The 26,841-nt window shown below is 57.1% G+C and carries 18 protein-coding genes; 3 read left to right on the top strand and 15 right to left on the bottom strand.

All coding sequences use genetic code 11. From position 1 onward, the window contains the following. Nucleotides 1-2: 2 nt before the first annotated feature. The 6 genes from HGAS_RS05615 to HGAS_RS05590 form a co-directional block, all read right to left on the bottom strand. Entirely contained in the window at nt 3-626 is a 624-nt protein-coding gene (locus HGAS_RS05615; RefSeq protein ID WP_019126866.1) for a DUF4853 domain-containing protein, read from the bottom strand. Then, on the bottom strand, nt 626-2,320 hold the full coding sequence (locus tag HGAS_RS05610; protein WP_026066673.1) for an alpha/beta hydrolase: 1,695 nt from the start codon (nt 2,318-2,320) through the stop codon (nt 626-628). The genes HGAS_RS05615 and HGAS_RS05610 overlap by 1 nt, the downstream gene beginning before the upstream one ends. Nucleotides 2,321-2,322: 2 nt before the next feature. Continuing rightward, nucleotides 2,323-2,817, bottom strand: coding sequence for a DUF4853 domain-containing protein (locus HGAS_RS05605; RefSeq protein ID WP_019126864.1), 495 nt, complete (start codon nt 2,815-2,817; stop codon nt 2,323-2,325). Between the two features lie 100 nt (nt 2,818-2,917). Then, nucleotides 2,918-3,463: a hypothetical protein gene (locus tag HGAS_RS05600; protein WP_019126863.1), complete on the bottom strand. Its 546-nt coding sequence runs from the start codon at nt 3,461-3,463 to the stop codon at nt 2,918-2,920. Between the two features lie 157 nt (nt 3,464-3,620). Next, nucleotides 3,621-3,932, bottom strand: a complete 312-nt coding sequence (locus tag HGAS_RS05595) for a WXG100 family type VII secretion target (protein ID WP_019126862.1) — start codon at nt 3,930-3,932, stop codon at nt 3,621-3,623. A 17-nt stretch (nt 3,933-3,949) separates the two neighbouring features. Beyond that, a complete protein-coding gene (locus HGAS_RS05590) occupies nt 3,950-4,270 on the bottom strand; it encodes a WXG100 family type VII secretion target (RefSeq protein WP_019126861.1) in 321 nt (106 codons plus the stop codon). A gap of 179 nt (nt 4,271-4,449) precedes the next feature. Here HGAS_RS05590 and HGAS_RS05585 point away from each other — a divergent pair, with 179 nt between their 5' ends. From HGAS_RS05585 to HGAS_RS08505, 3 genes are read left to right on the top strand one after another with little or no spacing between them, the layout of a single operon-like run. Further along, on the top strand, nt 4,450-5,760 hold the full coding sequence (locus tag HGAS_RS05585; protein ID WP_019126860.1) for an EsaB/YukD family protein: 1,311 nt from the start codon (nt 4,450-4,452) through the stop codon (nt 5,758-5,760). Further along, nucleotides 5,760-7,103, top strand: coding sequence for a type VII secretion protein EccB (gene eccB, locus HGAS_RS05580; RefSeq protein ID WP_026066672.1), 1,344 nt, complete (start codon nt 5,760-5,762; stop codon nt 7,101-7,103). The genes HGAS_RS05585 and eccB overlap by 1 nt, the downstream gene beginning before the upstream one ends. Next, on the top strand, nt 7,100-8,383 hold the full coding sequence (locus HGAS_RS08505; protein WP_051007863.1) for a S8 family serine peptidase: 1,284 nt from the start codon (nt 7,100-7,102) through the stop codon (nt 8,381-8,383). The genes eccB and HGAS_RS08505 overlap by 4 nt, the downstream gene beginning before the upstream one ends. Before the next feature lie 27 nt (nt 8,384-8,410). On the opposite strand, the gene HGAS_RS05570 is transcribed toward HGAS_RS08505, so the two are convergent. From HGAS_RS05570 to HGAS_RS05530, 9 genes are all read right to left on the bottom strand, one after another. Further along, nucleotides 8,411-10,411: a serine/threonine-protein kinase gene (locus HGAS_RS05570; protein ID WP_019126859.1), complete on the bottom strand. Its 2,001-nt coding sequence runs from the start codon at nt 10,409-10,411 to the stop codon at nt 8,411-8,413. Next, nucleotides 10,408-12,936 (bottom strand): transglutaminase-like domain-containing protein, encoded by a 2,529-nt coding sequence (locus HGAS_RS05565; protein WP_019126858.1) that lies wholly within the window; start codon nt 12,934-12,936, stop codon nt 10,408-10,410. Before HGAS_RS05565 ends, HGAS_RS05570 begins: the two co-directional genes overlap by 4 nt. Next, nucleotides 12,936-14,381, bottom strand: a complete 1,446-nt coding sequence (locus HGAS_RS05560) for a DUF58 domain-containing protein (protein ID WP_019126857.1) — start codon at nt 14,379-14,381, stop codon at nt 12,936-12,938. The genes HGAS_RS05565 and HGAS_RS05560 overlap by 1 nt, the downstream gene beginning before the upstream one ends. 36 nt (nt 14,382-14,417) lie before the next feature. Further along, on the bottom strand, nt 14,418-15,383 hold the full coding sequence (locus HGAS_RS05555; protein ID WP_019126856.1) for an AAA family ATPase: 966 nt from the start codon (nt 15,381-15,383) through the stop codon (nt 14,418-14,420). Between the two features lie 96 nt (nt 15,384-15,479). Continuing rightward, nucleotides 15,480-21,560: an Ig-like domain-containing protein gene (locus tag HGAS_RS05550; protein ID WP_019126855.1), complete on the bottom strand. Its 6,081-nt coding sequence runs from the start codon at nt 21,558-21,560 to the stop codon at nt 15,480-15,482. A 313-nt stretch (nt 21,561-21,873) separates the two neighbouring features. Then, nucleotides 21,874-24,339 carry an ATP-dependent Clp protease ATP-binding subunit gene (locus HGAS_RS05545; RefSeq protein WP_009408473.1) on the bottom strand — a complete coding sequence of 822 codons (2,466 nt, stop codon included), beginning with the start codon at nt 24,337-24,339 and terminating at the stop codon, nt 21,874-21,876. A 189-nt stretch (nt 24,340-24,528) separates the two neighbouring features. Then, a complete protein-coding gene (gene dtd / locus HGAS_RS05540) occupies nt 24,529-24,960 on the bottom strand; it encodes a D-aminoacyl-tRNA deacylase (protein ID WP_019126854.1) in 432 nt (143 codons plus the stop codon). An 82-nt stretch (nt 24,961-25,042) separates the two neighbouring features. Then, complete coding sequence (locus HGAS_RS05535) at nt 25,043-26,218, bottom strand: YgfZ/GcvT domain-containing protein (protein ID WP_019126853.1); 1,176 nt, start codon at nt 26,216-26,218, stop codon at nt 25,043-25,045. Beyond that, a complete protein-coding gene (locus HGAS_RS05530) occupies nt 26,219-26,824 on the bottom strand; it encodes an FABP family protein (RefSeq protein WP_019126852.1) in 606 nt (201 codons plus the stop codon). It abuts the gene before it with no gap. Between the last annotated feature and the right edge of the window lie 17 nt (nt 26,825-26,841).

The following is a 26,841-nucleotide window of genomic DNA, read 5'->3' as shown; positions in this document are numbered from 1 at the left end:
ATCTACTTCTCAGGGATATCGATATCGACTCGCCCAGAGATGAAATCACGAGGGTTAGCAGTCGTCCCATCCGAAGGGCGCAAGCCCGTCTGGTAGCGCATCAAGGTGGCTTTGCCCTCATGAACCGTCACGTAGAGGAACCCGCCATTAACCGGATCACTCCATGAAAGCTGCCGAACCCCATCTTTATCCGAGCCTAATTGGTACTCGGAATACGTTTCAGACAAGAGTTCACGACCGATCTTTTCAACCTCCTCGACAGGCACGTAGGGGCCTCCCGTGCTCTGCCCAATAAGCTCCCATGCTGGTTGCTCACTACCTGAAGACTTGTCCGTCTCTCCGTTGATTTCCGAACCGTAACTGCGAGCTTCCCAGGGGCCTCCGCCAACCTCTGCCAAGCGATTGCGGAACTCAAGGATCTTAGGCTCTTCATCGCGCTGAAATGCCTGGATTGACTGTCGCTGCTCAAAGGGAAGGCTTCCATCCCAGTAGACAGCCTTCTTGACAGTCGGGGTGGATGTGGCAGTGGACTGGTTAGTGCCCGTTCCTCCGATAGAGCATGCACTCAAAGCAATCGTTGCCACTCCAAGTACCGCACACGCGCGGACAATACCCCGATTACTCACTACTTCACCCCTGCGACAACTCGGCCAATATCTTGCAGGGTCTCAGTTCCCTTTTCCAGGTAGACGCTATGGTTCGAGGTATCGAAGCGCCGCAGTCTATTAGGTTTCGCGTCATGGTTATACCCCTCGTATCCTGTCGCATCACCGGACAGGTGTGTGAAGGTCGAATCATCGTCCATGGGGTTCTTACCAAGTCCCCCAAAGCCGATCTTCTTCCTAAACCGTGAACCAACGCCCTGAACCCAGTCTCCATTAGGGACACCTGACACCCAGCGATGTCCCTCGTCAACGTGAAGATCGGAGGGGTTAAAGGTTCCCATACCCGGCGAACCGAAAAGGACCAAATCGTCGATAACACCCGATTTAACCTTCGTTGCCGCCATACCAGAGGTGGTTGATCCGTAGGAGTGACCAACAAGAGACATATGCGCGTCGCCTGCGCCGTGTTCACGAGAAGCCTGCATACCGGTCAGGAAGCCCGCCAAACGATCCGAGCCCTCCTTCGCGAGATTAGGTGAGGCAATATCGCCTAAATTCTCAAATTTGGGTTCACCGGGAGCGTCGTAGCCAAGCCACGAGATCGTCGCGACGTCCTTCAGAGGCATATTGCCTTGATCGGCTGCAGCCTGACGCAGGTTTCCTGCCTGACGGATATAGTTATGGAGGCTGCCCTCGACGGTCGTCCCAATACCAGGAACAAAGGTGCTGACGTGTTTGGCATTATCAACATCGCCCTGGGCAACAGCAGCTTTCACACGACGTCCATCATCTTGCAGCGTCAGCAGGGAAATCGGATCACCCTTCTTCCCATGCTGATAGTCCTCAAGACTGATGCCGTTACCTAATGACGATTTAATCTTGCTGTATGCCTCAACCGCGTGTTCGGCTTTGGTCAGCGCTTCCTGATTCTTCTGTTTCAATGATGCCTGTTGTGGGTCATTAACAGCTACTTTGAGCGCTTCGACTTCCTTTTCCGCCGCAAGTTTCTTTTCGCTCAGATTAATCCGATTGGCGCGGTCTCTTGCCCACCCCTCGACACCATCAGCATTACCAACCATCTCTGGATAGTGATCGCACAGGTATTGCTTCTGTTCATAAGACTGTTTCGACCAGTAGTCAGCGCGTTCCTCAGGAGACATATTCTTAAATCGCTCCTGCTCGCTCTTCGACAGCTTATGAGTGCCTTGACCCGATGCACTTGAAGTACTTCCAGGTGTACCAACTTTCCCTAATGCCCGGTTGAGCGACTCATCTGCATAGCTCGCAAGTGCAATTGCTTCAGTAATCTTCCCTGCAACTGACGCCTCGGCAACTTGCCGATAGGAATTCGACTCTTGGCCAGAGTAATGACAGGTCGGTTTGCCATTTTCATCGATCGTGCACTGCATCGACGAGGCGGTTGACTCAGCTGTCTTTACTGCCTCCATTACCTGCTCGATATTTGGTACTGCAGCGTCTAAAGCATCGCAGACTTCCGCCAAATCATCAGCCAGAGTTGAGAGCGCTGTATGCGCAGTTCCCATGGCTGTACGCAGAGCGTCTGCCGTATCGCCCTGCCCCTGAAAACCAGAAATGTTCTTTTGAATCGACGCTACCTGTTGAAGAACGCGATCACGCTTCGAGGAAACGGTCCCCGAATAGGCACTCAAACCGGAAGACGACCAGGTCTTCACTTGGCTCCATTGCACAGACATCTTTAGTCCTCTGGGATGTCGATTTCGACGCGGCCGGGAATGAAATCACGAGGGTTCTCAGTCGTCCCATCAGAAGGGCGCAACCCCGTCTGATAACGCATCAACGTCGCCTTCCCCTCATGAACAGTCACATACAAGAAGCCACCGTTATGAGGGTCACTCCACGACAACTGACGAACCCCACCCTTATCAGAACCCAACTCATAATCGGGATAAATCTCAGACAAGACCTCCCGACCAATCCTCTCAATCACAGGAATAGCAACAAAAGGACCAGCACTCATCTGCCCCTGCAACTCCCAAGAATCCTGCGCAAAACCAGCCGAATCATCATCCCACTTCGAAATACTCGACCCGAAACTACGCGCAACCCACTCACCGCCACCAACCTCGGCAAGACGACGACGAAACTCAAGAATCCTCGGCTCCTCAACGCGCTGAAACGCCTCAATTGACTGGCGCTGCGCTAGCGGGAGTTCTCCATCCCAGTAATTCATTTTAATCCCAACCTACCTGCCGATAGAGAGCGTTCGAGCCGTTTTGAGCCCGCGACTTTACAACTGATAACGCCATTTTTGTGCCTTCAGGCCTCTAGCTTCACTGTGCGACAGGAGTAGGTGAGGGCGATGGGTGAGGAACAGGACCTTGCGTAGCAGGAGATGGCGCATAAGGCGGCATTCCCTGCCCAGGTCTATAAACGGGCATTTCAGGTTGAGCGCCACCCGCAGTCGTCGGCAAGGTTGGCCCCGGATACCCATCACGCAGCGGACCTCTGGAAGAACCATTGAGCGCCGATGCTTGTTCAGCATATCTTGCCAGACTTGGGGTCGCTCCCACTGTCCCTGCAAGAGCGGCCTGGCCCTGAGCATTGGCCTGCTGGGTATTGCTAGCTTCGGTCTGAGCAAGGTTGACACCGGCTGCATGCGCAGCTCGAGCGAGCTCCTCGAGAGCCCTAGAATGCGTGATAAGAAGAGATATGTAGCGGCCCTCTATCCTAGTTGCCGTCGCGATCGAATCGGCGCCCTTCATTGAAGACTCTACAGCCTCGGACAAGTCATCAATTTTTGCGCCTTGCAATTCACCGGAAACCTGTTGCAAGGTATTTGCGGTTGCATTGTACTCTCCGCCAGCAAACTCGATCATTACCACGGCTGATTTCCCCTCTAAGGAAGCCTAATTCAACGATCTGCCCACATTGGCCGATCAAGTTGTTGTAGGTACGGCAGTGGGTGGGCAGATTTCTCTACTCACCCACACGCCGTTTACGCGCAACACTCACGAGCGCTACGCATGAGTTGTATCAGCGGCCAGTAGCCAGGCCATTGAAGGTACGCGCACCCGTGTTATCGGTCACGACGTAGTTGCCAGCAAGCTGATCAACCAGACCTGCGAAGGCATCAAGAGCCTGCTGCATCTGATGCATACCAGCGGTCCACTCACCATGCTTCTGGGTGTAGGATTCCTTCGCAGCACCTTCCCATGTGGCGCTACGTGCTTCAACGTCCTTATTGAACTGATCAAGCTGGCTGAGCAGATCGGTTGCCTGCGTGCGCAGATCAGCCGAGACCTGCTGGAGCAGCTCCGGGCTTACGCGAAAATCTCCACCGTTCATTTCCTACTCCAATCTGCTCAGATGTTCAGCATTGCAGCGCCGGTCTTGGCGACAGACTGCTGGGCATCTTGTTCGTTCTGAATTGTCTGAGCGCCGACCGAGGCAAGTGCGCTATCGAAATCGGTCAGTGCCTGAGTGGTCTTGGTCGAGCCAGCATCCCACTGCTCCATGACGGAGTTGAACGCCTGCGAGGCGCCACCCTGCCAACCACCGATAGCGGTAGCGACCTCACCCTTAACCTTTGCGTTCAGGCCCTGCAGGTAGGCCTGCAGGTTAGTGACAGCTGTGCGAATGGCATCATAGCTGGCTTGTTCCGCAGAAATATTTGCACCGCTCATGGTCCACCCTCCTAGTTTTTCGTTCGGGTCCCCCCGAAGTCTTGCATTGATCGACCCTCTGTAACGGAGGGCACAATCGCGATGTCGGGTATTACATTATCGAAGCGATCTGGGAATGCAAATACAGGTTTCATGAAACCAGCTAGGCTTAAGGCAGCACTATTGAGCAAAGGAACCTCATGGCAAGCACTACCGCATCCAGGCCTCCAGCCCTTATGCCCGTTAGCATTCGCATGGGTGAGCACACCGTCGACATGTCGGTCCCAACGAACGTTGCACTGGCCGAATTTGCCCCAAATATTGTGTCGCAAATCACACAATTATCGGCCAGTTCTGCCTCTCAGGGATACCGAATTACGAATTCTCAGGGCCAAGTTCTTGATCAAAGCCAGACCCTGATCAACCAGGGAATCCAAGCCGGATCCGTTCTGATTCTGTCGAAAATCGGCGACAGCACACAGGATTTGCGCTATGACGACTTGGTCGAGGCCGTGGGAACCGCGGTCGAAAACGATCAGGCTCCATGGAATTCTGACAATTCGGTAGATCTTAGCACACATGCTTCAGCGCTGTTAGTCCTCACCGCAGCCGTTCTGATCTTCACCGGAGGTCGAGGAAACTACCTTGGTTTAATTACCGGATTGGCCGGAACTTTACTGGCTTCTCTAGCCTGCGCGCTGATTTCACGCTCAACCCAGCGCCTTGCTCCCCTCTCTCTTGCGCACTCAATTCCGATCCTTGCCGGTAGCGCAGTCATGAGCGCAATCCCTGGCTCTTGGTCAGCCCTTCCGTTGGCCGGCTTTGGAATTGCAGCGATCGTCAGCGCAGCAATTCTGCTGATCATTCTTCCCAAGAACCTGCACGGCTCCATTGCTGCGCCCCTCACCTATGGCTTTTCAGCCGCAACAATTGGCTTGCTTACGGGATTTGGGCACCTTTCAACCCAGCGCTCAGCAAGTACAATCTATACCTTATTAATAGTGCTTATTTTGATCGCCCCCTGGTTTGCGATGGCCCGAATTCCTATTCGCGTGACAGGAAACCCCGAAACTATCGATGCCTACCAGGTTGTTCGCAAGGTAAACGACGGTCATATCCTGACCATCTCCCTTAAAACTGGCGCTTCGCTGGGAATCTTGATCTGTGTTCCGCTCCTTCTTGATACCCGCTATTCACTACTCCTTCTCATCTGCGGAGGCGTTGCTCTTCTGCTTTCAACGCGATCCTTGCGTTCGCGAGTCGAGGTCCTGATCGGCGCGATTCTAGGCATCATCCTGATCCTTGTTAGCGCGATCGGTAGCGCGATCCTCATGCCCCAGGCACTCATTCCGATTGTCCTATTGCTCTTCACTGCAACCGGCCTTGTCTTGGCACTGACCGTTATCGATCCAAAGATGCGCCCGTGGGTCACTCGAATCGCTGACACACTCTCGCTCATCAGCTTGCTGGCACTGGTGCCCATCACGACTCTGGTATGGGGGATCCTGTAATGCCATCAAACAAGGACATCCTTGAGGCACAGCGCTTCAATCGTCGCCGCCTGGTCACAGCCTTCACCTCTGGTACTCCCGGAGGAAAAGAACTCGAATCAAAATCAACCACTCGCCCTCTAATCGTCGGGGCCTCGCTTGCCGCACTTGCAGTTCTCATTGCAGTTGCTGTCGGTAGGTTCGTGCCGACGCTTCCCAGCGGTTGGCAAGACTCGCACCTCATCATCACGAAGGGTGAAGGTGCACGCTACTACTCGATCGAAGGAACACTTCGCCCCGTTTCTAACGTCACCTCCGCCAAGCTTCTCAGCGAAAGCGGAAAGCTTGTGACTTCCTCGGTGTCGACCTCCTCGCTGGAGGGAATCCCCCGCGGAAGCGCGATCGGCCTGAGCGATGTGCCCGACGACATCCCAACTGCAGACCAACTGCACTCCTACGACTGGACCTCATGCGCGGCCTCGTCAGGAATCAAAACTTGGGTCGCTGGTAACCCCGAGGGCCTCAGCAACGCAACCAGCGCCCTCGTTTCCAACGAAGGAAGGCTCTACTTGGTCACAGGTGGGGTTCGCTACCCCATCGAAATTGCGCACGCACAAGCCATTGTTAACGTGCTCGACCTGTCCGGACGCACTATCACCCCGGTGAGTGCAGCTTGGCTGAACTTGTTCACCGAAGGGTCAACTTTGGCACCCGTCGATATCCCGAACCTGGGTCGCCCGGTTTCAGGCATGTCGCCGCGAATCACCGCAGCACAGGTCGGAACCATCATCGAGGTCGACGAATCCGGAACACCGCGTCGCTACGTCATCACTGACGACGGAACTATTACTCCGCTGACGGACTTCTCCTACAAGCTCTACCAGGCCTCGTGGGCAGACCGCGGAAGTCCGCAAAACCTCATAATTGACCTCTCAGAACTGGCATCACTGACGGTGAATAGCCAGGGCGTTATCCCCTCGGATTGGCCCAGCCAGGTCGGTGAAGTTCTGGGGGCCGATGCGGCGCCATGCGCTCAGCTCGTTGTGAACCACTCCAAGGCAGAGACCGTTCTTAAGTCCATTCCCACCTCCGAGCTCGCTCAGCTTCACCCGCGCGAGGTCAATGTTCGAGGCGGTTCAGGTGCACTGGTCCGTTCCTCCTCCGGCGGTTCAAGCGGTCCTATCGTGTTTGTCTCTGACATCGGGAAGGTCCACGGTTTGGGAAATAACCCCAGCGATTCACTGCAACGCTTGGGGCTGCCCGAAACTGCGGTCTCTCCCATTCCGGCAGCATGGCTTGCACTCGTTCCTGAGGGGCAAGAACTCACTTCCGCTGCTGCTTGGGAAACGGTTGGTGCTCAGTGAATCGACTGACAAATTGCACGCTGAGCGCTCTTGCCGCACTGGCGCTGTGTGGCGCAGTTGCGCTTCCTTCCGCATATGCGGATACACCCACACCGGGTGAGACTCAAGGAAACGACCAGACGAACTCGCAGCAAAAGCGTGGATCCGCCACAAAGCAGCCCGAAGAGGGCTGCCAAATCGGTATCGATAAGTGGATCACTCAGCCACCTTCGGCCTACTCGTTCCTCGGAATGAAAGAGGCCTTGAAACTGTCACAGGGCCAAGTGCGCGTTGCGATCGTCGATTCGGGTGTTGCCGCTGGAAATGCCCATTTCAAGGACGCAGTCGAGCCGGGTACCGACCTGGTTGAGTCTGGTGACGGACGAAAAGACGCCTTTGGACATGGCACTGCAATCGCGGGGCAGATCGCCGCGCGCGAGGTCTCAGGTTCGGGTGTCGTCGGCTTCGCCCCGCGGGCAACCATTGTCCCTGTCCGTGTGTATGTCGATAATTCCGATGACAGCAAGCGCGCGGGTAAAGGACCGACAGCCGCGCGAACAGCCGACGGTATTCGTTGGGCTGCGGATCAGGGAATTCGCGTCATCATCGTCCCGCAATCCTTGACCTCTGACGATGTTGCCCTGCGCACAGCCACCCAGTACGCGCACTCCAAGGGTGCGCTGGTCGTGGCCTCGGCAGGCAATGTCGAACAAACCCAGTCGGGATCGCAAGACACTGCGGTGCGCTTCCCCGCGGGATATCCCGAGGCCTTGGCCGTCACCGCGGTCGATGCGCAAGGTAACCCCAGCCAGTCCGTCGTCCATGGAACCCACGTAGAAATCGCTGCACCCGGTTCGCAAATTGCGTCGACCTTCTTTGCAAACGGTGACTGCATGTTCGCAACGCAGGGAGCCTCTACCTCGTATGCGACGGGATACGTGGGCGCAATTGTTGCGTTGATTGCTGCAAGGTATCCGAACGAGACCCCCGATCAGTGGAAGTATCGACTTCTGGCAACTGCACTTCGCCCAACCCCTTCACAGCGCACTGCCGAAGAGGGCTGGGGAATCGTCGCACCCTTTAACGCATTGAATTTCGTCAACGACGGGAAGATGCCAGGACCCACAAACCCCTTGTATCCGCCGATTCAAAAGACCGCAGATCCGGTTATGGTGAAACCTGATCTTCCGGTTGATACGACGACTCCGCGTCGAATGTGGGCATTGGGAATCTCTGGCGCGGGCCTCACGATTGTTGTCGCAGTGCTCTTGATTCGTAGATTGCGCAGTAAAGAGGCGTGAAGTGGCGTATGCCGAATTTCAGAGTAGTTAGTGCTGCTCTTTATTCGTATTTGCGTCGCCCTGTGGGCTCTGCCCATTACCTTGCTGCCCATTACCCTGCTGGTTCTTATCGCCCTCTTGGTTCTGGCCATTCCCATTTTCGGGGATGCTCACGCAGTTCTTCGTGGGCTGCGAGGCGCGCCCATTTTCGGCCACTGACACGACCTCGATACATACTTCACCGGGAACTGCCTTTACCGACACCGCATTCTGGCGCGTCTCAGCAACCGCATCATCCACTCCCGGCTTTGAAACGGTATAGACATAGCGCCGATGTCCGGCCGATGTGGTCCCAACCGCTGGGTCAGTCCAACTCCACTGGATATCCTCGCCATTCACGCGCGCAACCAGTTGATCAACCGCAGGCGGAGGAACTGCAATCGGGTCTTCACCCTGCGATCCCTGCGTTGAAGAACTACTTGCCGAGGCCGTAGGGGAAGAAGTCTGATTCCCCACCCCGATGATGCTGCCTCCGCCCGTCAGCATTGCAACAATGACGGCGCCTAAGACCACCATTGCCATGACAACAAGCGCGATGATCGCGATGGTCCTCTTCGGACCTGAACGTCGACCATATGGGAGATAACCCAAGGGATGACCGGTATCGAAGGTGTTTTGAGTGGTATGCCCCGGGGCATGCCACGAGTCTGGGGCAGGTGCATATCCGGCACCAAATTGCTCGCTGCCCGCGCCAACCGCTGAAGCATCCTGTTGTTGGAGACCAGCGAAATCCTGCTGGTTTTCCAAGGTCGGTGTCGGACCTTGCATACCCGGGCCTTGCATACCCGAAAGCGCGGCATCGGTGGGCTGCGACGGCATCCCGCTAGAAGCATTCTCGAGAGCCGCGTTCGCGCCGAACGGATTGGTTACGGAAGCAGGCGAAGGGGCTGCGGCCTCGGCAGCGGAAGAAGAGGCAGCCTGACCCAGGTCAAGGGAAGGCGCACGCAAACGCGTTCGCTCGGCATCGATCGAAGGCATCGCACGCAGGCGGGTTGCCTCATCTTGAGCTGCATTCGGGGAATTTTCGCCCTGGACAGCACCCCACGCAGCCGTTCCATCATCAGCGGCGCCAACCGAAGAGCCGTGAGCCCCGAAACTGCCCACGGTATTACCGTCACGCAACTCCATCTTGGTGACCGGGCGCCCCATGAGGGTCTGAATGTCTTGAAGCTGACGGCCTAGTTCAGCCGCTGACGCGGTCCTCTTCCGGGGATCCAGCTGCATCGCGTGGCGCAAAACGCGCTCAAGTTCCTTCGGGGCATCCGGGCGAGAAAGCCCACGAATGCGCCCCTCATAGACTCGAGCAGCCACCGAGGCAGCACTATTGTCACCAACCGGATCCTCGAATGGGCTACGCCCGCTGAGGAATGTCCACAAGGTTGTTGCCAGCGCCCACACATCCTGAGTCGGATGTGCGTGGGTGGAGCGATTGTGTTGTTCAGGCGGAGCCCAGAGCACTGAGAAGCCATCCAGGCTTCCTTTTTCCAAAGCCCCAATGCGAGAGGCAACGCCGAAGTCTCCCAAAACCGGGTAGTTGTAGGAGTCGAACATGACGTTCGCTGGCTTAATATCGCGATGGACATAGCCATTTCGGTGGAGCATCTCAACGCCTCCACACAGGCGAATCACGACATCAAGTGCTCGATCGACCGCCATCGGCATTCGGCGTACCTGCTCGGCAACGTTTGCGACCGGACAGAACTCCATTTCCAAATAGGGACGGCCATCGGGTGAAGTCCCAATCGAATACAACTCCACCACGGCGGGGTGGCCGGCAATGGAGGTCATGACGTCGGCCTCGTGACGGATTTGCGCGTATTCAACCTGGTCGCCCACCGAGCGTGCGACCTTCACCGCAACTTCACGCGCAGGAATCTCCTGGCGGTAGAGGTGAACGTCAGCGAAACCTCCAGAACCCAGGGCTCGCAGCCAGGTGTGACCGGGAAGCTCGGGAGGAGGAAGACGCCTAGAGGGAACCGAAGGGGTCATGACTGCTTACCTCTGAAGGGATGACGAAGACGGCGACGAAGTACACCGATCGGTGAAGCACCGTGCTTTTGGCGGTAGCGTGCGCTCAGTGAGGACAAGGAAAACGCACGGCGAATCCGGGTCCAGCGAGTTGCATTTTCGCGCAGCTCCTGAGTCAGCTCATCAACAATCTGCCAGGAATCAGTCGCTTGTTCGGGCTGGACCTCATCACCGGAGAAATCCGCCGTATCTGCCCAACGGGCAACCCGAACAGGCCTGGGGAGCTCCTCGCCAAATTCATACCACTGAGGGGTTGAGGCACTGCTCTTGGCAGCACTTGCTGGCCACAGAGGTGATGTCGTCAGCATCCACGCGGCCTCTTGACGGGTAAGGTCGGTCGGCACGACAACGCCGGCATCGCGCGCGAGATCGACGACCTCGTCCCACGAACCGGTGAGCGCCTGCGGGGGCGCGGACCAACGACGTTTCTTGGTACGGCGACTCTTCGCCAGAAGAATAGCCAGAAGCGGGATTGCGATGATCGCAAGAATTCCGCTACCGGTTGCAATGATTCGCCACGGAATCTTCAGACGCGAGTCATCATTCGAATCTGAACCGCGATCGGTAGTTGTCGGCGGAAGTTCTGCGGGCTGTTCGGGAGGCTCTGGCGGTTGAAGAACCTGAGGACGCGGCACAGAACGCGGCTTGGGAACATCGGTTTGAGGCTTTTGGTCGCGCGGCGGAGTCGGGTCGAAAACCGCCCAACCGACTCCTTGGAACTCAACCTCAACCCACGCGTGGACATCCGAACCGCGAAGATCGACATCTCCGCCCTTCGACTCATTCGGATACGCGCCCATGACGACCCTGGCGTTCATGCCGAGGTTGTGCAGCATCAGAGCCATGAGCACGGAGTACTGCTCATCGTCACCGATCATCTGCTCGCTTTCAAGCATGCGGCTCAGGCGGTCTGCTCGGTTACCCGGGCGCGACTGAGCATTGTCTTCATTCGAGTAGAAGCCTTTTTCCTTGAGGTAGCGCTCGATCGCGCGGGCCTTTGCAAGATCGCCCTGCTCGGCTGCTGAGGTCTGAGTTGCCAGATCACGAACCGAATCGGGAACGCCCTTATCTCCGCCGCGATAGGGAACAGCACGGGTTCCTGACAGCTGGCCATCCGACCAGATCGGAACAACCGTTGAATCCATGGAATACACCATGGTTCCGCCCTGAACGTTCTTCGATGTCGCAAGTGCAGCGTTCGCCCACATGTCGTAGTAGAGACCATCAGAGAGGGTGCTCACCACAGCGGCATTCGGGTTGCCCTCTTGTTGGTTCGCCTGGGTACCGGAAGCTGATGCAGATTGATCAAAATTCATGGTCGAAGGCGTACCGACGATTGGAACCCACGGGCCAAGGAGCTGCGAGGTCGTGAAGGTCATATGGGCTGACGAGCTACCTTCGGGAGCCTGCTGCTGCGGCAAGGTCGATCCCACGTGAATAAAGCCATTGGAGGGACCAGTTCCCGGAGCACTCATTGTCATGGTCGTTCCGTCGTAACTATCCATGACACCGATACGCACGCGCGCGCCTTCTGGAAGACCATCCACGTGGATCAAATTCTGCTCTTGCAAGTCAACGTTGTAGTGACGGAAAGCAGACAGCGGAGAGGGATACTGACGCGCATCCAGCGGAGGTTGGACAACATCGCGAAGCACAACGCGGGTGTACCACGGGCCATAGGCATTAGTTAGCGGAATAGCGGCAGCTGCAACAACTGCAATGACCAGTGCGCCACCTGCGATTTGGCGCCCCAGATGGATACTGCCCTGAGAGCCGCCCTGAGTGGTCTCCCCCAGCGTCGCGGAGGTATCCGATGCGGCTGCCCCACCGACACGAACATCCAAGCCGGCCTCGAGTCGACGGTACTGATCTGCCCATGCACACCAACCCAAGGCAAGCGCCCACCATGCGGCGATCAGCCAAATATTCGGGAAGGTACCGCCCTTTCCCCAAGCAATGCCGATAACTCCCATAACGGCTACGGGAATAACCGCAGCAATTGCACGCCCAGCGCGAAGGACCAATAGCGCCGAGATGAAGGAGCAGAGCAGGCCGCTCAGCCAAGGAACCATTGCTGGACCGACATAAGCCGAGGCCGGCGGGGTGATTGTCAGCAGATCCTTCCACGCATAGACCACCTGCAAAACCAAGAGTTGCAGGGTGCGTGGGGTAGGAAGCCCGTAGAAAGTTGTTGAGGGGTACGCCGCAACACCGCCAATGAGGAAGTGAGCCGCGATCAGCCCGGCAATAGTCGATAGCCAATCCCAGCGCCAGAAGCTCGAGGCCCAGGCGACGAAAAGACCCGCAGCGACACCAGCCGCAGCTGCACGCAAGCCGACCCACGACCCAAAAACGGCCTCGTGAACCCAAATGGTGGGAAGGAAAAGCAGAACTAAACCAATGAGGAACCAGGAAGGTAGGCCTCGACGAGAGACCTGGAAGCCGGCGCGAGCGCCCAGGTGAAAACCGGTGGTTGTTTGAGACATCAGGCCAGACCTCCCGCAGCAACCAAGCGAGGAAGATCCTCAAGAGTCGGGCAATCAGCCAAAGTTCCGTGGCTCAGGCGACGCAGCTTCGGATGGCCGGGGCGGACTCGAACCACCGCACTGCGCACATCAACCGGAATGGCGTTCAACAGGTGTGAAGCTTGATCGTCATCAACCGTTGGCGCGGCAATAACCGTGACAACCGAGAGACCGGGACGCTTTGCGATTGCCTCACGAAGACGCGCCATCAGATCGGCTTCACCCGAGTCTTGAATCTTGCACATTGCATCGAGCATGCGCGTTGCAGCGCTGGTCGTCACCCAATCGGTGGCGGTCGTCAAAGACACGGTCCGAGAAGCAGCCATGTCGGCAACGACCAAAGAAGCCGCAATCGAAACAGCATTTTCAAAAGAATCGCGGTCATTCCACTGTCCCAGTCGCGTATCCAAAACAACCAGATGGTGCGAACGGCGCGTTTCCTCAAACTGGCGAACAACAAGGCGCCCGATATGAGCGGTCATTGGCCAGTGGACATTTCGGCGATCATCACCGGGAACATAGTCACGAAGCGCGTGGAATGAAACATCAGAGGATGACAATTTCGCCGTAGTGACACCCTCAACATCGGCGTGGATACCTGTCGCATCGAAAGGAACGCGAATGGTCTTCGGATGGACGTAAAGGGTCACGGGCTGAGACCACGTGCCAATTCGACGAATCAGACCCAGCGGGTCAGCGCGAAGTGCACGTGCTGGGCCAACGGTCACCAGGCCTCGGCGATGGGTAACGACGGAGAACACTTCACTCCAGACTCCCCTTCCGGGAAGAGGAGGAACCAAGAACTGAAGTGCAGATGAGGCGATTGGAAGTTCGATAAGACCCGAGCGCGCGCGACGATCCGACATATTTTCAGCGGTGATTTCACCAACGGCGGTTTGACCAGCAACAATACGTTGACGCGGAAGTCGCACTGAAACCTTATGCGGGGAAGGAACAATCACCCACACAACGGCGATGAGGAAGGCAAGAAGGCATGCGCAGGCGACGAAGAATGCTTCAACCCAACCAAAAGCGCGAGACACAACGGCCGCAACGAGTGCCGAGAAAAGCACAACCCAGCCAACCGAGGTCACCGAGCGAGCTGCATGACGCAGGTACTTCACACCCGGAACAGTCCCCAGAGATTGCGCGAAACGCGACATGCCCTGGCGAAGCCCGCCCAAGCTTGTCTTCACATTCGCGCGCGCCGAGGCGAAGACTGAGCTCTTTGACGAGCGTGCGCTTGCGTCCTTTGAACCTGCGCCTCGTTTGGCGGAGGAGCGTTTTCCTTGACGACGTTTTCCGCTGTCGAGGTGCTCTCCTCCGGGGTGTTTTGCGCCGCGACGCGAAGCGGAGGTGCGCGGTGCGGCAGGAGCTTTCGGAGCCGAGTGCTTAGCCACGATCACCCACCTTCACGCCTTGGACTTCCTTGATGCGCATGTTCAGGCGCTCACCGCCGGGGCAGGGACGGAGGAAAGAGCACGCGCGATAACGCCTTGAGCGGTTGCACCGGAGAAGGCCGCGTCGGGATCGACAACAATTCGGTGTGCCCACACGGGAGCTGCCAAGGCCTTGATGTCATCGGGAAGCACGAAGTGACGGCCCTGAGCTGCGGCCCATACTCGTGCACAGCGAACCATACCGATAGCACCACGGGTCGACACACCCAAGGTAGCGGAATCATCGTCGCGCGTGGCCTCGGCAAGGGCGGCAACGTAATCCAACACTGCGCGCTCGGTGTGCGTCTGCGCGGCGAGTTCGGAAAGGCGAACCACCTGTCCGCTCTCAAGAAGCGGCTTGAGGCGCTTAGAACGGTCGGGGGCCGCAGAACCGTCAAGAATTTCAGCCATCGCCGCGCGCGAGGGGTAGCCGACCGAGGCCTTCATCAAGAAGCGGTCGAGCTGCGCTTCGGGCAGCGGGTAGGTTCCAGCTTGTTCCACCGGGTTCTGCGTTGCAATAACCATGAAGGGACGAGGCGCGGCGTGGGTGACGCCATCAACCGTCACCTGCGCTTCTTCCATGACCTCAAGGAGAGCAGACTGAGTCTTCGGCGAGGCACGGTTGATCTCATCGGCAAGGACGATAGAGGCGAAGATCGGACCGGAACGGAAATGCCACTCGTTGTTCTTCTGGTCGTAGACATTCACGCCCGTAATATCCGCGGGGAGCATATCGGGGGTGAACTGAATACGCGAGTGCGTGCCCGCAATTGTTGCTGCGATGGCGCGAGCAAGAGCGGTCTTTCCCGTACCGGGAGCATCTTCAAGAAGAAGGTGTCCCCCGGCGAACATAGTCGTCAGAGCCAGGCGAATAACCGGTTCTTTGTCCAGCAGTGCCTGGGAGATACCGCCGACCAAACCGGCGAAGGTTTCGGCGAAACGCTGGGCATCTTGCGAGCTAAGCGCCATGGGAGGGACTCCATTCATCTTTCAGTGTCGAGTGATTGGCTTGTTGAGGGGTGGGGGTTAGTCCCCCGTATGAGTTGGAAACGAAAAGCGGCACGGCTACCTCGCAACTGAGCAGGTGACTCGGCCGAGCAGAATCGGAAGATTACCCGAATTTGCCTTACTGAGTCGAACGCCCGTTTCGAAGGTGGAATTTGGTCCTCCTCGAGGAGTGAAGGTCGCGTAGCTCTGCGAGAAGTCATCCCACATCGAGCATCGCAGTGGCACTGCATCGCTTGCCCATGTCGAGGGCAATGTAATGCTGACCATCTGGCATTCCGCTAGCTCTGCCCCACGAGCATTCGCGGCAGTGCATTGAGATGTTGAACCGCTGAATGTACCGGGAACGTTAATCTTTGCGGTGTCGGTTCCGGTTCCGGCCAAGCTACCCCACGTCGTTCCAAGCGAGTTACGTGCGCCCACACCGACCTCAATTGCCGAACCTGCAGTTGCGGTAATTGTTGCGCTGCCATTGAGAACTGCTCCCTGAGGAACTTCTGTCTCAACGCCACCAACCCGTTGCCAGACAAGAACTTGATCGGGTGCAAGATATCCGGCAGGCGGGTTCGCATTCCAGCTCACTGTCACGCTTCCTTCGTGAACCGCAACCGTGTAGGTCGGCTTCGTGGGGGCAGAAAGCGCCTTCGCAGTCACAGGAACCGCTCCACCAGCAACCTCTTGACCATTGACGTTGCCAACTTGGCGAATGAAGATCTGGACATCTCCATCGGAACCAATATTGATGATTTCACCACTGGTCACGGAGTTCCATGGGCCTCCAGCGCTGTGCGACCACTCGAGGTGAAGATTACGGCTATTGAAGCCCTGTCCAGGATTAACAGAGAGGCCACTGACCTTCGTCATTCCATGGTCACCGGTCGGCGTCGAGGAGAAGGAGCCAACATTCGGGTTGAGAGGCGAGGTGAAGACCTGGAAGGCGACTTCGTCGGATTCTGAACTGTCGTTCTTCCAGTTGTACGCGCGAATCTTCACCCGATAGTTCTCACCCACGGGCAGATCGGTAGCGTAGTCATTGCGATCCCCACCAGCTTCACCAACGGTTCGACCGTTGACATCGATGGTGTAGCGAGTAATTTCTGCGCCATTTGTGCGCGGTGTTGTCCACGTGAAACGGACGCGTCCGGTATTGCCCTGTCCACCGATGTTTTCGACGCGGACTCCATCGGTGCGATCCGGAGGACCGAAGGGTGTCACCTTCGCGGAGTTCTGCGAGGTCGGTGAAGGTTCTTCTGCACCGTTCTTTGCGGAGATTGCGACAGAGTAGGTCTGGCCATTACGCAATCCATCGACGCGCCATTCGGTAACGTCGCCTGGGACCTCAATCTGGCGTGCACCGCCGTTCTCGTACACGTAAAGCGTGTAGTTCCTGATAGCGGAACCCTGGTTGGTCGGTGGTGTCCATTTCACGACAATTGCACCGTTTTCGGGCTCAACTCTAGGCGCCAGGGGCGCTTCGGGACGCATATCGATGAGGACCTCGGGAGAGGCTGCGGAAGGATCTGAAGCACCGACCGCGTTATGCGCAACAACGGTGAAGGAGTGACGCAGACCGTTCTCAAGACCCCTGAGTTCACATGAGCCGGACTCGCAGGGGTAGCTACGACCCGTTGCGCGGTCCGTCGCAGTGAAACCGGTAATGGTCGCACCGTTATCGGCACCCGCTTGGAAGGTCACCAGCGCGCTGCCCGGGCCGGTCGCAGTCAGTGAGACATTCGTCGGAGCGTCAGGACGGTCACGGACCACCAAACGCACCTTGCCTTCAACGATACGGTCAGGATCTCCCGTTGCATCCATCAGGCGATAACGGACGGTCATCTGTCCGCGGAAGCCAACCGCAGGAGTGATATTAAGGTTCGTTCCCTGGGGGTCAACGGTTCCTTCACCGATCTGAATTGAAGCGCCGACAATACGGATTGGCGTCTCAGGGAAGGGATTGATCGTGTAGCGCGTCAGGTCAACGGCCTCAAGGCCACCCGAACGTGCCGCTTCCAAAAGCGCATCCGAGACCTGAATTAGCGGTCGGGTCGATGCGACAACAGTGATCGGAATCTGAGCGCTCACTGCACCCGCACCGTCATCAACGCTGACGGTTACCGAACCGACAGAACCCTTTGGTCGGTCCACATCAGCTCGGACTCGCAGGATATGCCCGTCGAGGCTGATTGCAACGCCCTCGGGAAGGTTCGAAATGTCGTACTTAAAGCCCGCTGGGTCTGCACCTTCTGGATCTCGCACCATCTGCGCGAGGTCCACGGCAGTTGCTTCCTCTCCGGCAGCAACCCTAATGGCAGTAGGAATGAAGGAAACCGGCTGATTTTGCGTGGCTTCTACCTTCAGGGGCAGAGTCAAGGTCGCAGTTAGGGCCGAGTCATCGCCCGCAGCTCCGTCAGAGACTTCGAAGGAGAAGGATGACTTCCCTGACCACTCCGAATTCACGTGGAAACTCACGTGCCGTTCATCGCTCAAGGTCATTCCCTGATCAATACCGGCAGAAGGACGAAGTGTTGCGGCATTGGTGATACGCGGACTGCGTCCTTCACGAACGATGACGTAGTCGGAAATATCGAGGGTGACGTCTTCACCGGCGCGCACCTTAACGGGAACCTTCGTGGTGTCGATGGTCGGCTGGTTGTGCTTAAGTCCAGGCACGGAAACAACTGCCGAAGAGCTCAAACCGTCGGCGTCAGTAACCGTGTAGACGATCATCATGCGCTCTTCTTGTGGAGTGATGATCAGGTCGGAACCGCTCACTTCGACGCCTGCGGCCTTCGTAGACACACGCAGATTGTTGACATCACCATCCGGGTCTTCATCGTTTGCCAAGACCGGGACCTTCACGGTGCCGCCCTTTTCCGGCAGCTGCGAGGCCGCAACAACGTCATCGCGCGCGATAGGAGCTTGGAGCAGCGCGTCATTTGCGACGTTAATCGTCAATGTTCCACGTGAAATACCACCGCGGTTATCCGTGACTTCATAGGACACCAGGTAGGAACCATCCTGCGCAGGGGTCGTCAAAACAATGGAATTTCCGTGAATTTCAGGCTTTAGCTCTGCGGTCGCAGTCTGAAGAGAACCGGGGACGATCGAGATTGGATCACCGTCAGGATCAATATCGTTTTGGAGCACCGCGACGCCCAATTGCCTGTTCGGACGGGTCAGGACGGTATCTGGGACCGCCGTCGGAGGCTGATTGACTGTTGCAGGCTGGGCAATGCCCACGCGTACACGTGCAGAAGCTTGCTTCCCCTGACGATCCTCAACGATGTAGGTAAAGACATCGGTACCCGTCGTATTGGGCGCCGGTGTGTATTCCAGCCAGTCCACGCCGAGCTCGACAGTACCCTTGGTCGGGGATTGTTCGATACCAACCAGCGTGACTGAGTCACCGTCGGGATCAATGCCATTCAAAGGCACCGGAATACGGGTCGCTTCACCGCTGACAGCCCAAGCAGTCAGTGCCTTCGGCTGCGGCTGTGCATTGGTTCCGCTCTTGGGAAGAACCTCAAAGGTCACGGTCGAGGTCGCCATGTTTCCAGCGCTGTCGCGCACCGTGTAGGCAACGTGCATAACGCCCGGGGTGTTCCCCGCTTCAAGGCGGACCAAGTTGCCCGTCACGAAGGGGGTGCCCACGGCCTCATTCGGGGTGAATTGGAGGTTCGGGTCAACCTTCAGGGTCAAGCCTGAAGGAGAACGATCGTTGGCAAGCACTGGGACCGAGGCGATATCGCCGACACGTACGCGCGTGCGGTCTGGCTGCAACTCGGGAGGCTGCTTCGTGTCCTGTGCACTGGTTGGGACGACGGTTATTCGTGCTTTAGCGGTATTCGTCCCATTGGAGACGGCGTAGTCGAAGGAGACCGAGCTCTCCAGACCACCGGGGGCTGTAATGCGCAACAGATGGCGGTCGACCAAAGTCACTTCCAAGCCGAGATTTGCAGGGACTTCGATTCTTTGGATGACTAGCACACCGCCCGCGGGATCTGAGTCGTTATTCAGGGGCGCAAGCAACGCGGAACCGCCTGCGGGCAGGACGGCGAGGTCATCTTCAGCGACGGGGACTGCCTGCTGATCGGCCTCGACAACGTCAACGCGAATAACACCCAGAGCGGTCGAAGGACCGTCGGAAACGGTATAGGTGAATTGGTAGGAACCCGGAGCTTGGGCAACGAAATTTACCGTTCCCAGTTCAAGATCGGGTGTAATTTGGCTTCCCGCGGGCGCAACTGAAAGAGCAACCAGGGACAGGTTGTCTCCGTTGGGGTCAGTGTCATTTGCTAGCGGGGAAATTGTCGCTACTTCACCAGCACGCGCGACGTAGAAGTCTGCGTTCGCTACGGGAGGCAAGTTTCCGGGGTTCTGAACATTAACAGTGAGGGTGCCCGTCGTGCTCTGACGGCCATCTGAGACCTCAAGAGTGATTGTGTGTGCACCCACGCTGGCACCGAGATCTCGGATTTGAAGTGTTCCTTCTTCGCGGAACTGAAGTTCAATGCCCTCTGGCGCGTGAGCATTCGCCAAGAAGATGGGGTCACCATCTGGGTCTTGCCAGTCGGTCAACACGTTGTACTCGATTTGGGCACGGTTACCCAGAGTGACGCCGGGATCGCGAAGCTGCTTTGGCCCCGAATTCATCTCCCACGGGTGCACGGTCACATTCACGCGAGCGGTGGCAACCGCTTTACCGTCGGATGCCTCATAGGTGAAGGAGGTACTACCGGTCTGTTTATCGGGAACATCCGTAATTTGAAGAGCTCGCCCGCCGCGGGTACGCGTGACCTTCCCAAACTGAGGGTCGGTGACTGGACGAGCGGTCAGGACATCTCCATCCGCATCAGAATCATTGTTCAGGACCGGAAGCGTAGTAGTTCGACCGGGGCGAATGCCGAAGTCGTCATTAACCGCATCGGGAGGAGTGTTCTGCTCTTTTCGCTCTGGGTCTGCGATCTGATCCGTGACCTGAGGAGAGTCCTCTTGCTTTTCCTTCTTTTCAAGCTGAGACTCGATCTGATCCCAGTCGTTCATCAAAACCATGTCGTGTTCGGGCATCCATACCGATCCCGAAGTGGTGTCATTGAGAACAATTCGAGTGCGGTTTGTTCTGAAAACGATTGATTGAGCTGACTTCAATGAGTCAACTGTCATCTGTTTGTTGAGGCTGGGATCAGTACAGTTTCGCAGGTATGCGCCGGATTTTGACCAAGCGGCGTAGGCGCACCCCTTATGGAAAACGGGGCGCGAAGGTGTACCCGATGCACCATCATTTGACGCCGGAATCTTCGTGGCGGCTCCGCCCTTAAGAGGGATGGAGATCAACTCACGGTCGGTCGCAAGAAGCACGGAAGACGATTCGGGACCAGATTCTTGCAGAGTGATATTTCCGCTGATGCCATCATCGGCAAGGTTGCGAAGCTTTCCATCTGGAAGAACCAGAACACGATTTCGCTTATCTAAAGCAACGGGCTGCTCTCCCACTGCAGTCATGACCAGTTCAGCGTTGCCTGAAAGCCCCTCAACATCTTGCGATTTCAGGCGGTCCAATTGGCCTTCGCGCGTGACGGTAATACGGCGGCCACCCTGGGCTGAAATCGCAAAAAGAGTGCCCTTCTGGGAAACAGCAACAGCGCCCTGCTCCATATCGCTTGCCAGCGCACCCTCATCTGTATAGGCAGTACCGGAAGGACTGGCCACTTGAGCGAGCCAAACCTGGCCTTGGGAAGCATCCATGACAGCAAGTCGTGACCCACCTTGGACTACCTTCACATTTTCAGGCAGAGAGGTCGCAGCTCCTACAGAAACTTGAGCAACGTCAATGGGGGCAACGGAGTGGCTTGTTTTATCCATGAAGCTGACGTCATTGCCCGATTGACCGATATCAAATTCGGTTGTTTTTGTGCGCAGGGCACCGTCAAGAATCCGAGAATCGTAGTTCAGGTGACCAACAAGCCGTTTCGAAGAGTTTGTCACCCAAATGCCGCCATCATCGACATCGACTTCAGCGGTCGTTACGCCCTGGTGAAGGATGGCAAGAGTCGAGACGGTAACAGTAAATGCAGCAACCAACGCAGCCGGAAGACGGCGTCGATTAACGCGCGATGCGGATGCACCATGCTGCTGCTTCATATATTTTTCACCACTCTTGCTGATGGGTAGGGGGAGTTATTCTTCTATTTCGCATCTTTTAGTGTCCCACGAGGCACGCTCATTTGAAGAACTCAAGTCAAAGATCACATTAACTATTTTCAGTTTTTCCGCAATATTTCGCGGAAAAAATCCTACAAATTACATTCATGTATGTACTGAACACCAAGTTCCAATCAAACAGAAACCGGGCGGGGGCCTGCGCAACAATTCTCGCAGACCCCCGCCCGGCCTCGTACAACAAGTCACGGCGAACTCAAGGGGGACTACCCAAGGAGCACCACTGCTATTGGTCTTACTGACCGTTGAAGGTGAACTCGCGTTCTGCCCCTTCGCCCTTCACGCCGACAGTGACAACCTGTCCCGGAAGGATATCGCCGAAGAGAATACGCTCGGAAAGCGCATCTTCGATATCACGCTGAATTGCGCGACGCAGCGGACGAGCACCCAGAACCGGATCGAAACCGCGGTCGGCAAGCAGCTCGCGCGCCTCGTCGGTGATCTGAAGCTTCATATCCTGAGCCTCCATGCGCTTGGCAAGGTTGGCGATCATCAGATCCACGATCTGCTTGATCTGCTCCTTGTCGAGCGGCGGGAAGACAACGACCTCGTCCACGCGGTTGAGGAACTCAGGGCGGAAGTGCTGCTTGAGCTCTTCGTTGACCTTGGCCTTCATGCGTGAGTAGTCGTGAGTGATGTTCTCGGTGGACTGGAAGCCGGTGAGGACGCCCTTGTTGATGTCTCGCGTACCCAGGTTCGTCGTCATGATGATGACCGTGTTCTTGAAGTCAACCTTGCGGCCCTGCGAATCGGTCAGGCGGCCTTCTTCCAGAATCTGCAACAGGGAGTTGAAGATATCCGGGTGGGCCTTCTCGACCTCATCGAAGAGGACGACAGAGAAGGGACGACGACGGACCTTTTCGGTGAGCTCGCCACCTTCGTCGTAACCGACGTAGCCGGGAGGAGCACCGAAGAGACGCGAAGAGGTGTGCTTCTCAGAGAACTCGGACATATCGAGCTGGATCAGCGCATCCTCATCACCGAAGAGGAACTCGGCCAGAGCCTTCGCAAGCTCCGTCTTACCAACACCGGTCGGGCCGGCGAAGATGAAGGAGCCACCGGGACGCTTCGGGTCCTTCAGGCCGCTTCGAGTACGACGGATCGACTGAGCCAGAGCCTTAACCGCGGCATCTTGACCGATGACGCGCTTGTGCAGCTCGTCTTCCATCTTGAGGAGCTTCGCAGACTCGGTCTGGGTCAGCTTGAAGACCGGAATACCCGTCGACATCGCCAAAACCTCGGCGATATCATCCTCGCCAACCTCGGCAATTGCCTCGCGCGAGCCATCACGCCAGCTGGATTCCTTCTGCTTGCGCTCTTCGGTCAGCTTCTGCTCCTCGTCACGAAGAGCAGCGGCCTTCTCGAAGTCCTGATCGTCAATCGCAGACTCCTTATTGCGCTTCACTTCGGCGATCTTCTCGTCCAGCTCGCGCAACTCAGGCGGCGCGGTCATGCGGGAAATACGCAGGCGAGCACCGGCCTCGTCCATCAGGTCAATGGCCTTATCCGGAAGGAAACGGTCAGAGACATAGCGGTCGGCCAGCTCAGCGGCAGCCTGGATCGCGGCGTCAGTAATGATCACGCGGTGGTGGGCCTCGTAGCGATCGCGCAGGCCCTTGAGGATACCCACGGTCTCTTCGACGCTGGGCTCGTCAACCTTCACCGGCTGGAAACGACGTTCAAGAGCCGCATCCTTTTCGATGTACTTGCGGTACTCGTCGCTGGTGGTTGCGCCGATGGTCTGCAGCTCGCCGCGCGCAAGCATGGGCTTGAGCATTTGCGAGGCGTCGATTGAGCCTTCCGCGGCACCCGCACCGACCAGGGTGTGGATCTCGTCAATGAAGAGGATGATGTCGCCGCGAGTACGAATTTCCTTGAGGATCTTCTTCAGACGCTCTTCGAAGTCACCGCGGTAGCGCGAGCCAGCGACCAGCGCACCCATATCAAGGCTGTAGATCTGCTTGTCCTTGATGGTTTCGGGCACGTCGCCGGCAACGATTGCCTGAGCGAGGCCTTCGACAACGGCGGTCTTACCAACGCCTGGCTCACCAACCAGAACCGGGTTGTTCTTCGTGCGGCGAGAGAGGATCTGCATGACGCGCTGCATCTCAGTGCGGCGACCAATCACCGGATCGAGCTTGTTTTCACGGGCAGCTTGGGTGAGATTACGACCAAACTGTTCGAGAATCGCCGAGTTCGTCTGACCTGAACCAGTGGAGGAAGCGCCAACACCGACGCTTTCGCGACCATCATCGCTATTGCGCTGGTAGCCGGAGAGAAGCTCGATGACGGTCTGGCGAACCTTGCCGAGGTCTGCGCCGAGCTTGATAAGAACCTGCGAGGCCACGCCTTCGCCTTCCTTGAGCAGGCCAAGGAGAAGGTGCTCGGTGCCGATGTAGTTGTGGCCGAGCTGCAGTGCCTCACGCAGGCTCAGCTCAAAAACGCGCTTGGCGCGAGGGGTGAAGGGAATGTGTCCTTCGACCGGCTTCTCGCCTTCACCGATAATGTCGATGACTGCTGCGCGAACCGCATCCTTATTGATGTCAAGACTTTCCAAGGCCTTCGCGGCCACGCCTTCGCCCTCGGTAATCAGGCCGAGCAGGAGGTGCTCGGTACCGATGTAGTTGTGATTGAGGCTGCGCGCTTCATCTTGCGCGAGGACGACGACCCGTCGGGCTCGGTCCGTAAAGCGTTCAAACATCGTTTCTCCCTCTGGTTCAGATCGCGGTCTCAAGCACGCGACCTGCTTTTCACTGAGTCCCACACTACGGGGTAGCGAGGCCGTGCGCGCGTTTGTTCACCAAGGGCAGATGCAATTGGTTGACGCGAGTTCCGCGAGCGCCCCTTGACGAAACAGCGCGTCTTCCCAGATGTGCATCTGGACTATTCTCTAAACCTCAATAACCAGGGTGTAGGGGCCGTCATTCACTAGTTCCACGGACATCATTGCGCCGAAACGCCCGGTCTCGACGTGGATTCCGCGGCTACGCAGCTCCTCAACAACGGTATCGACCAAAGGCTCTGCAACGGGTCCCGGCGCTGCCTTCGACCACGAGGGACGCCGACCTTTACGCACATCTCCATAGAGCGTAAATTGCGAAACCACCAGGACACTGGCTTCCTCTGCGCGATCCTGAATAGACGTCTCGTCCTCAAAGATCCGCAATTCTGCAATCTTTCGTGCAAGAGTTTTTGCCTGCTCGAGGGTGTCCTCGTGAGTGACGCCGACAAGGACAAGAGCTCCCGGTCCCGGGCATTCGCCAATGACCTCACCATCAACCGATACCGAGGCGCGAGTGACGCGCTGCAAAATTCCACGCATGAGCGTGCTCCTTGGCTCCTAAGTGTTGTGTCCGCTGGTCCGTCCGCCAGTTCGTCCGCGGATTATTCCGCGGATAAGTCCATTACCGTCCGCCGATTGATTTTCCGCCAAGTGCGGGAACATCAGGCCTGCGCAGATCTGGATTGTGCAGTTCTGCCCCAGGTCGTTCCTTCGGCGACACCGAGGACTTCCCCTCAATCGGGACAATAAGTTCTTGCGCTGCTGCAACCCCATCCAAGTTCAGAACGACATCAGGCGAGAGCGCACGTGAAACCACGGCAAGAGCAATCGGCCCCATATCAGCATGGCGAGCGACCGATGTCACCACACCCACGCGGCGTCCACCCACTTCGATAAATTGTCCCGGATTTGGGAGATCTCCCCTGGAACCATCCAATTGCAGGAAGACCAGGCGCCTTGCAGGACGCCCCAAGTTCAAGATTCGAGCAACAGCTTCTTGTCCTCGGTAGCACCCCTTATTCGTGTGAACCGCAGTACGCAACCAGTCCAGTTCAGCCGGCATCGATCGCGCGTCCGTCTCATGTCCCAGACGTGGGCGCCACGCGGCAATCCGCGTTGCTTCCCATGCTGCAATTCCCGCTGCCCGACGCTTCGGCGCACCTTCACTCCATTCGCGCCAGAATTCGCGGGCTTGGTCCCTGGGCACAAGGTGGATATGGAAGGAAAAAGAATCACCCGGGTGCTTCCCCTGGTAATACGCCGCTCCCCCATCGACGATTCCCGGCCAAGGATCATTCCATGTCAGCGTGACCTGATCGCACTGAGAAACTCCACTGTCCCCGATGCTTCCGAGCAACCACCAGCGCTGCGAAATCGTAATTTCAACACGAAGCGCAAAACGCATGGAGTTGAGCCAATCAGCCAACGCTTGGGCGTCAGAGGCCTCGGTGATGAGGTAGAGAGTCTGCCCATCATCAATGGCGCCGCATGCGTGCTCGATATGCCCCTGTGGGTTCATGATCAGCAGTTCGCGTGATTCTCCGGGAGCGATGCCAGTCAAAACCTGGCTTGAAATTGAGGTCAGCCAAGTCAGTCGATCAGGACCAGAGACTTCGACAACAGCAAGGTCAGGACGGTCGGTAATCGCTCGACCTGCCTCTAGGGCCCACTGTTCCCCAGAGGGATCACCGTAGTGAGCAGTCACGCCAAAAGCGACATCGCCTTCTACGTCTTCAAGGGCGACCGCGCCTGGAAGCGTCGCCAGAGGAGACTTCCACTGCGTTTCGCTCTGCGTCACTTACTCGCCATCCTTCTGCTCAGTTTCGTCAAGGGCATCGACGCGCATAAGTCGCCCAGAAAGCTCAACATGACTTTCATGGTCATTTCCCTGGCGTTCATTCGCCCAGAGCATTTCGCCCGCAACCAGGCCATACATGCGCGAAAAACGCTCAAACTCTGCGGCTTCTGGGTCGCGAATCAACAGATCAGTCTCCATCTGAATTCGCGGTCCCATTGAACGACCAACCCAGCGAGCGCTGTAACCGTCACTCTGAGCACCCTGCGCAACCATTTCGCGGGTTTCATACTGACCGGGTTCGGGCAGTACGCCGGAACCGGGAAGCAAGGAGACGTACAGAGTTTCCTCACGCATGAGGTCACCGACTTCAAGCGCCGCAATACCGCGAGCTGCATCCCAAATCGGATCGATACTTTCGCAGGCAGTTGCAGAGTGGATTCGCGTGACGAGCTTCATCTGCTTTCCGCAAATCGTGCCTTCAGCCTCTTCATAAATCGGCTGGTCATCACCTTCGTTGACGCTGAGCATTCCCCAGCCCTTCCACGGGCCAAGCATCCACGCCAAAGGAGCAATTTCTAGGGGCAGGTTTTCTGGAATGGAGAACATGACTCCAGCCTAAGCGG

This window comes from Actinomyces sp. ph3, assembly GCF_000308055.1.
In the GTDB taxonomy this organism is placed as follows: Bacteria; Actinomycetota; Actinomycetes; order Actinomycetales; family Actinomycetaceae; genus Pauljensenia.
Note: the sequence above shows the minus strand (reverse complement) of the source record. Positions and strands in the feature narration are given on the sequence as shown.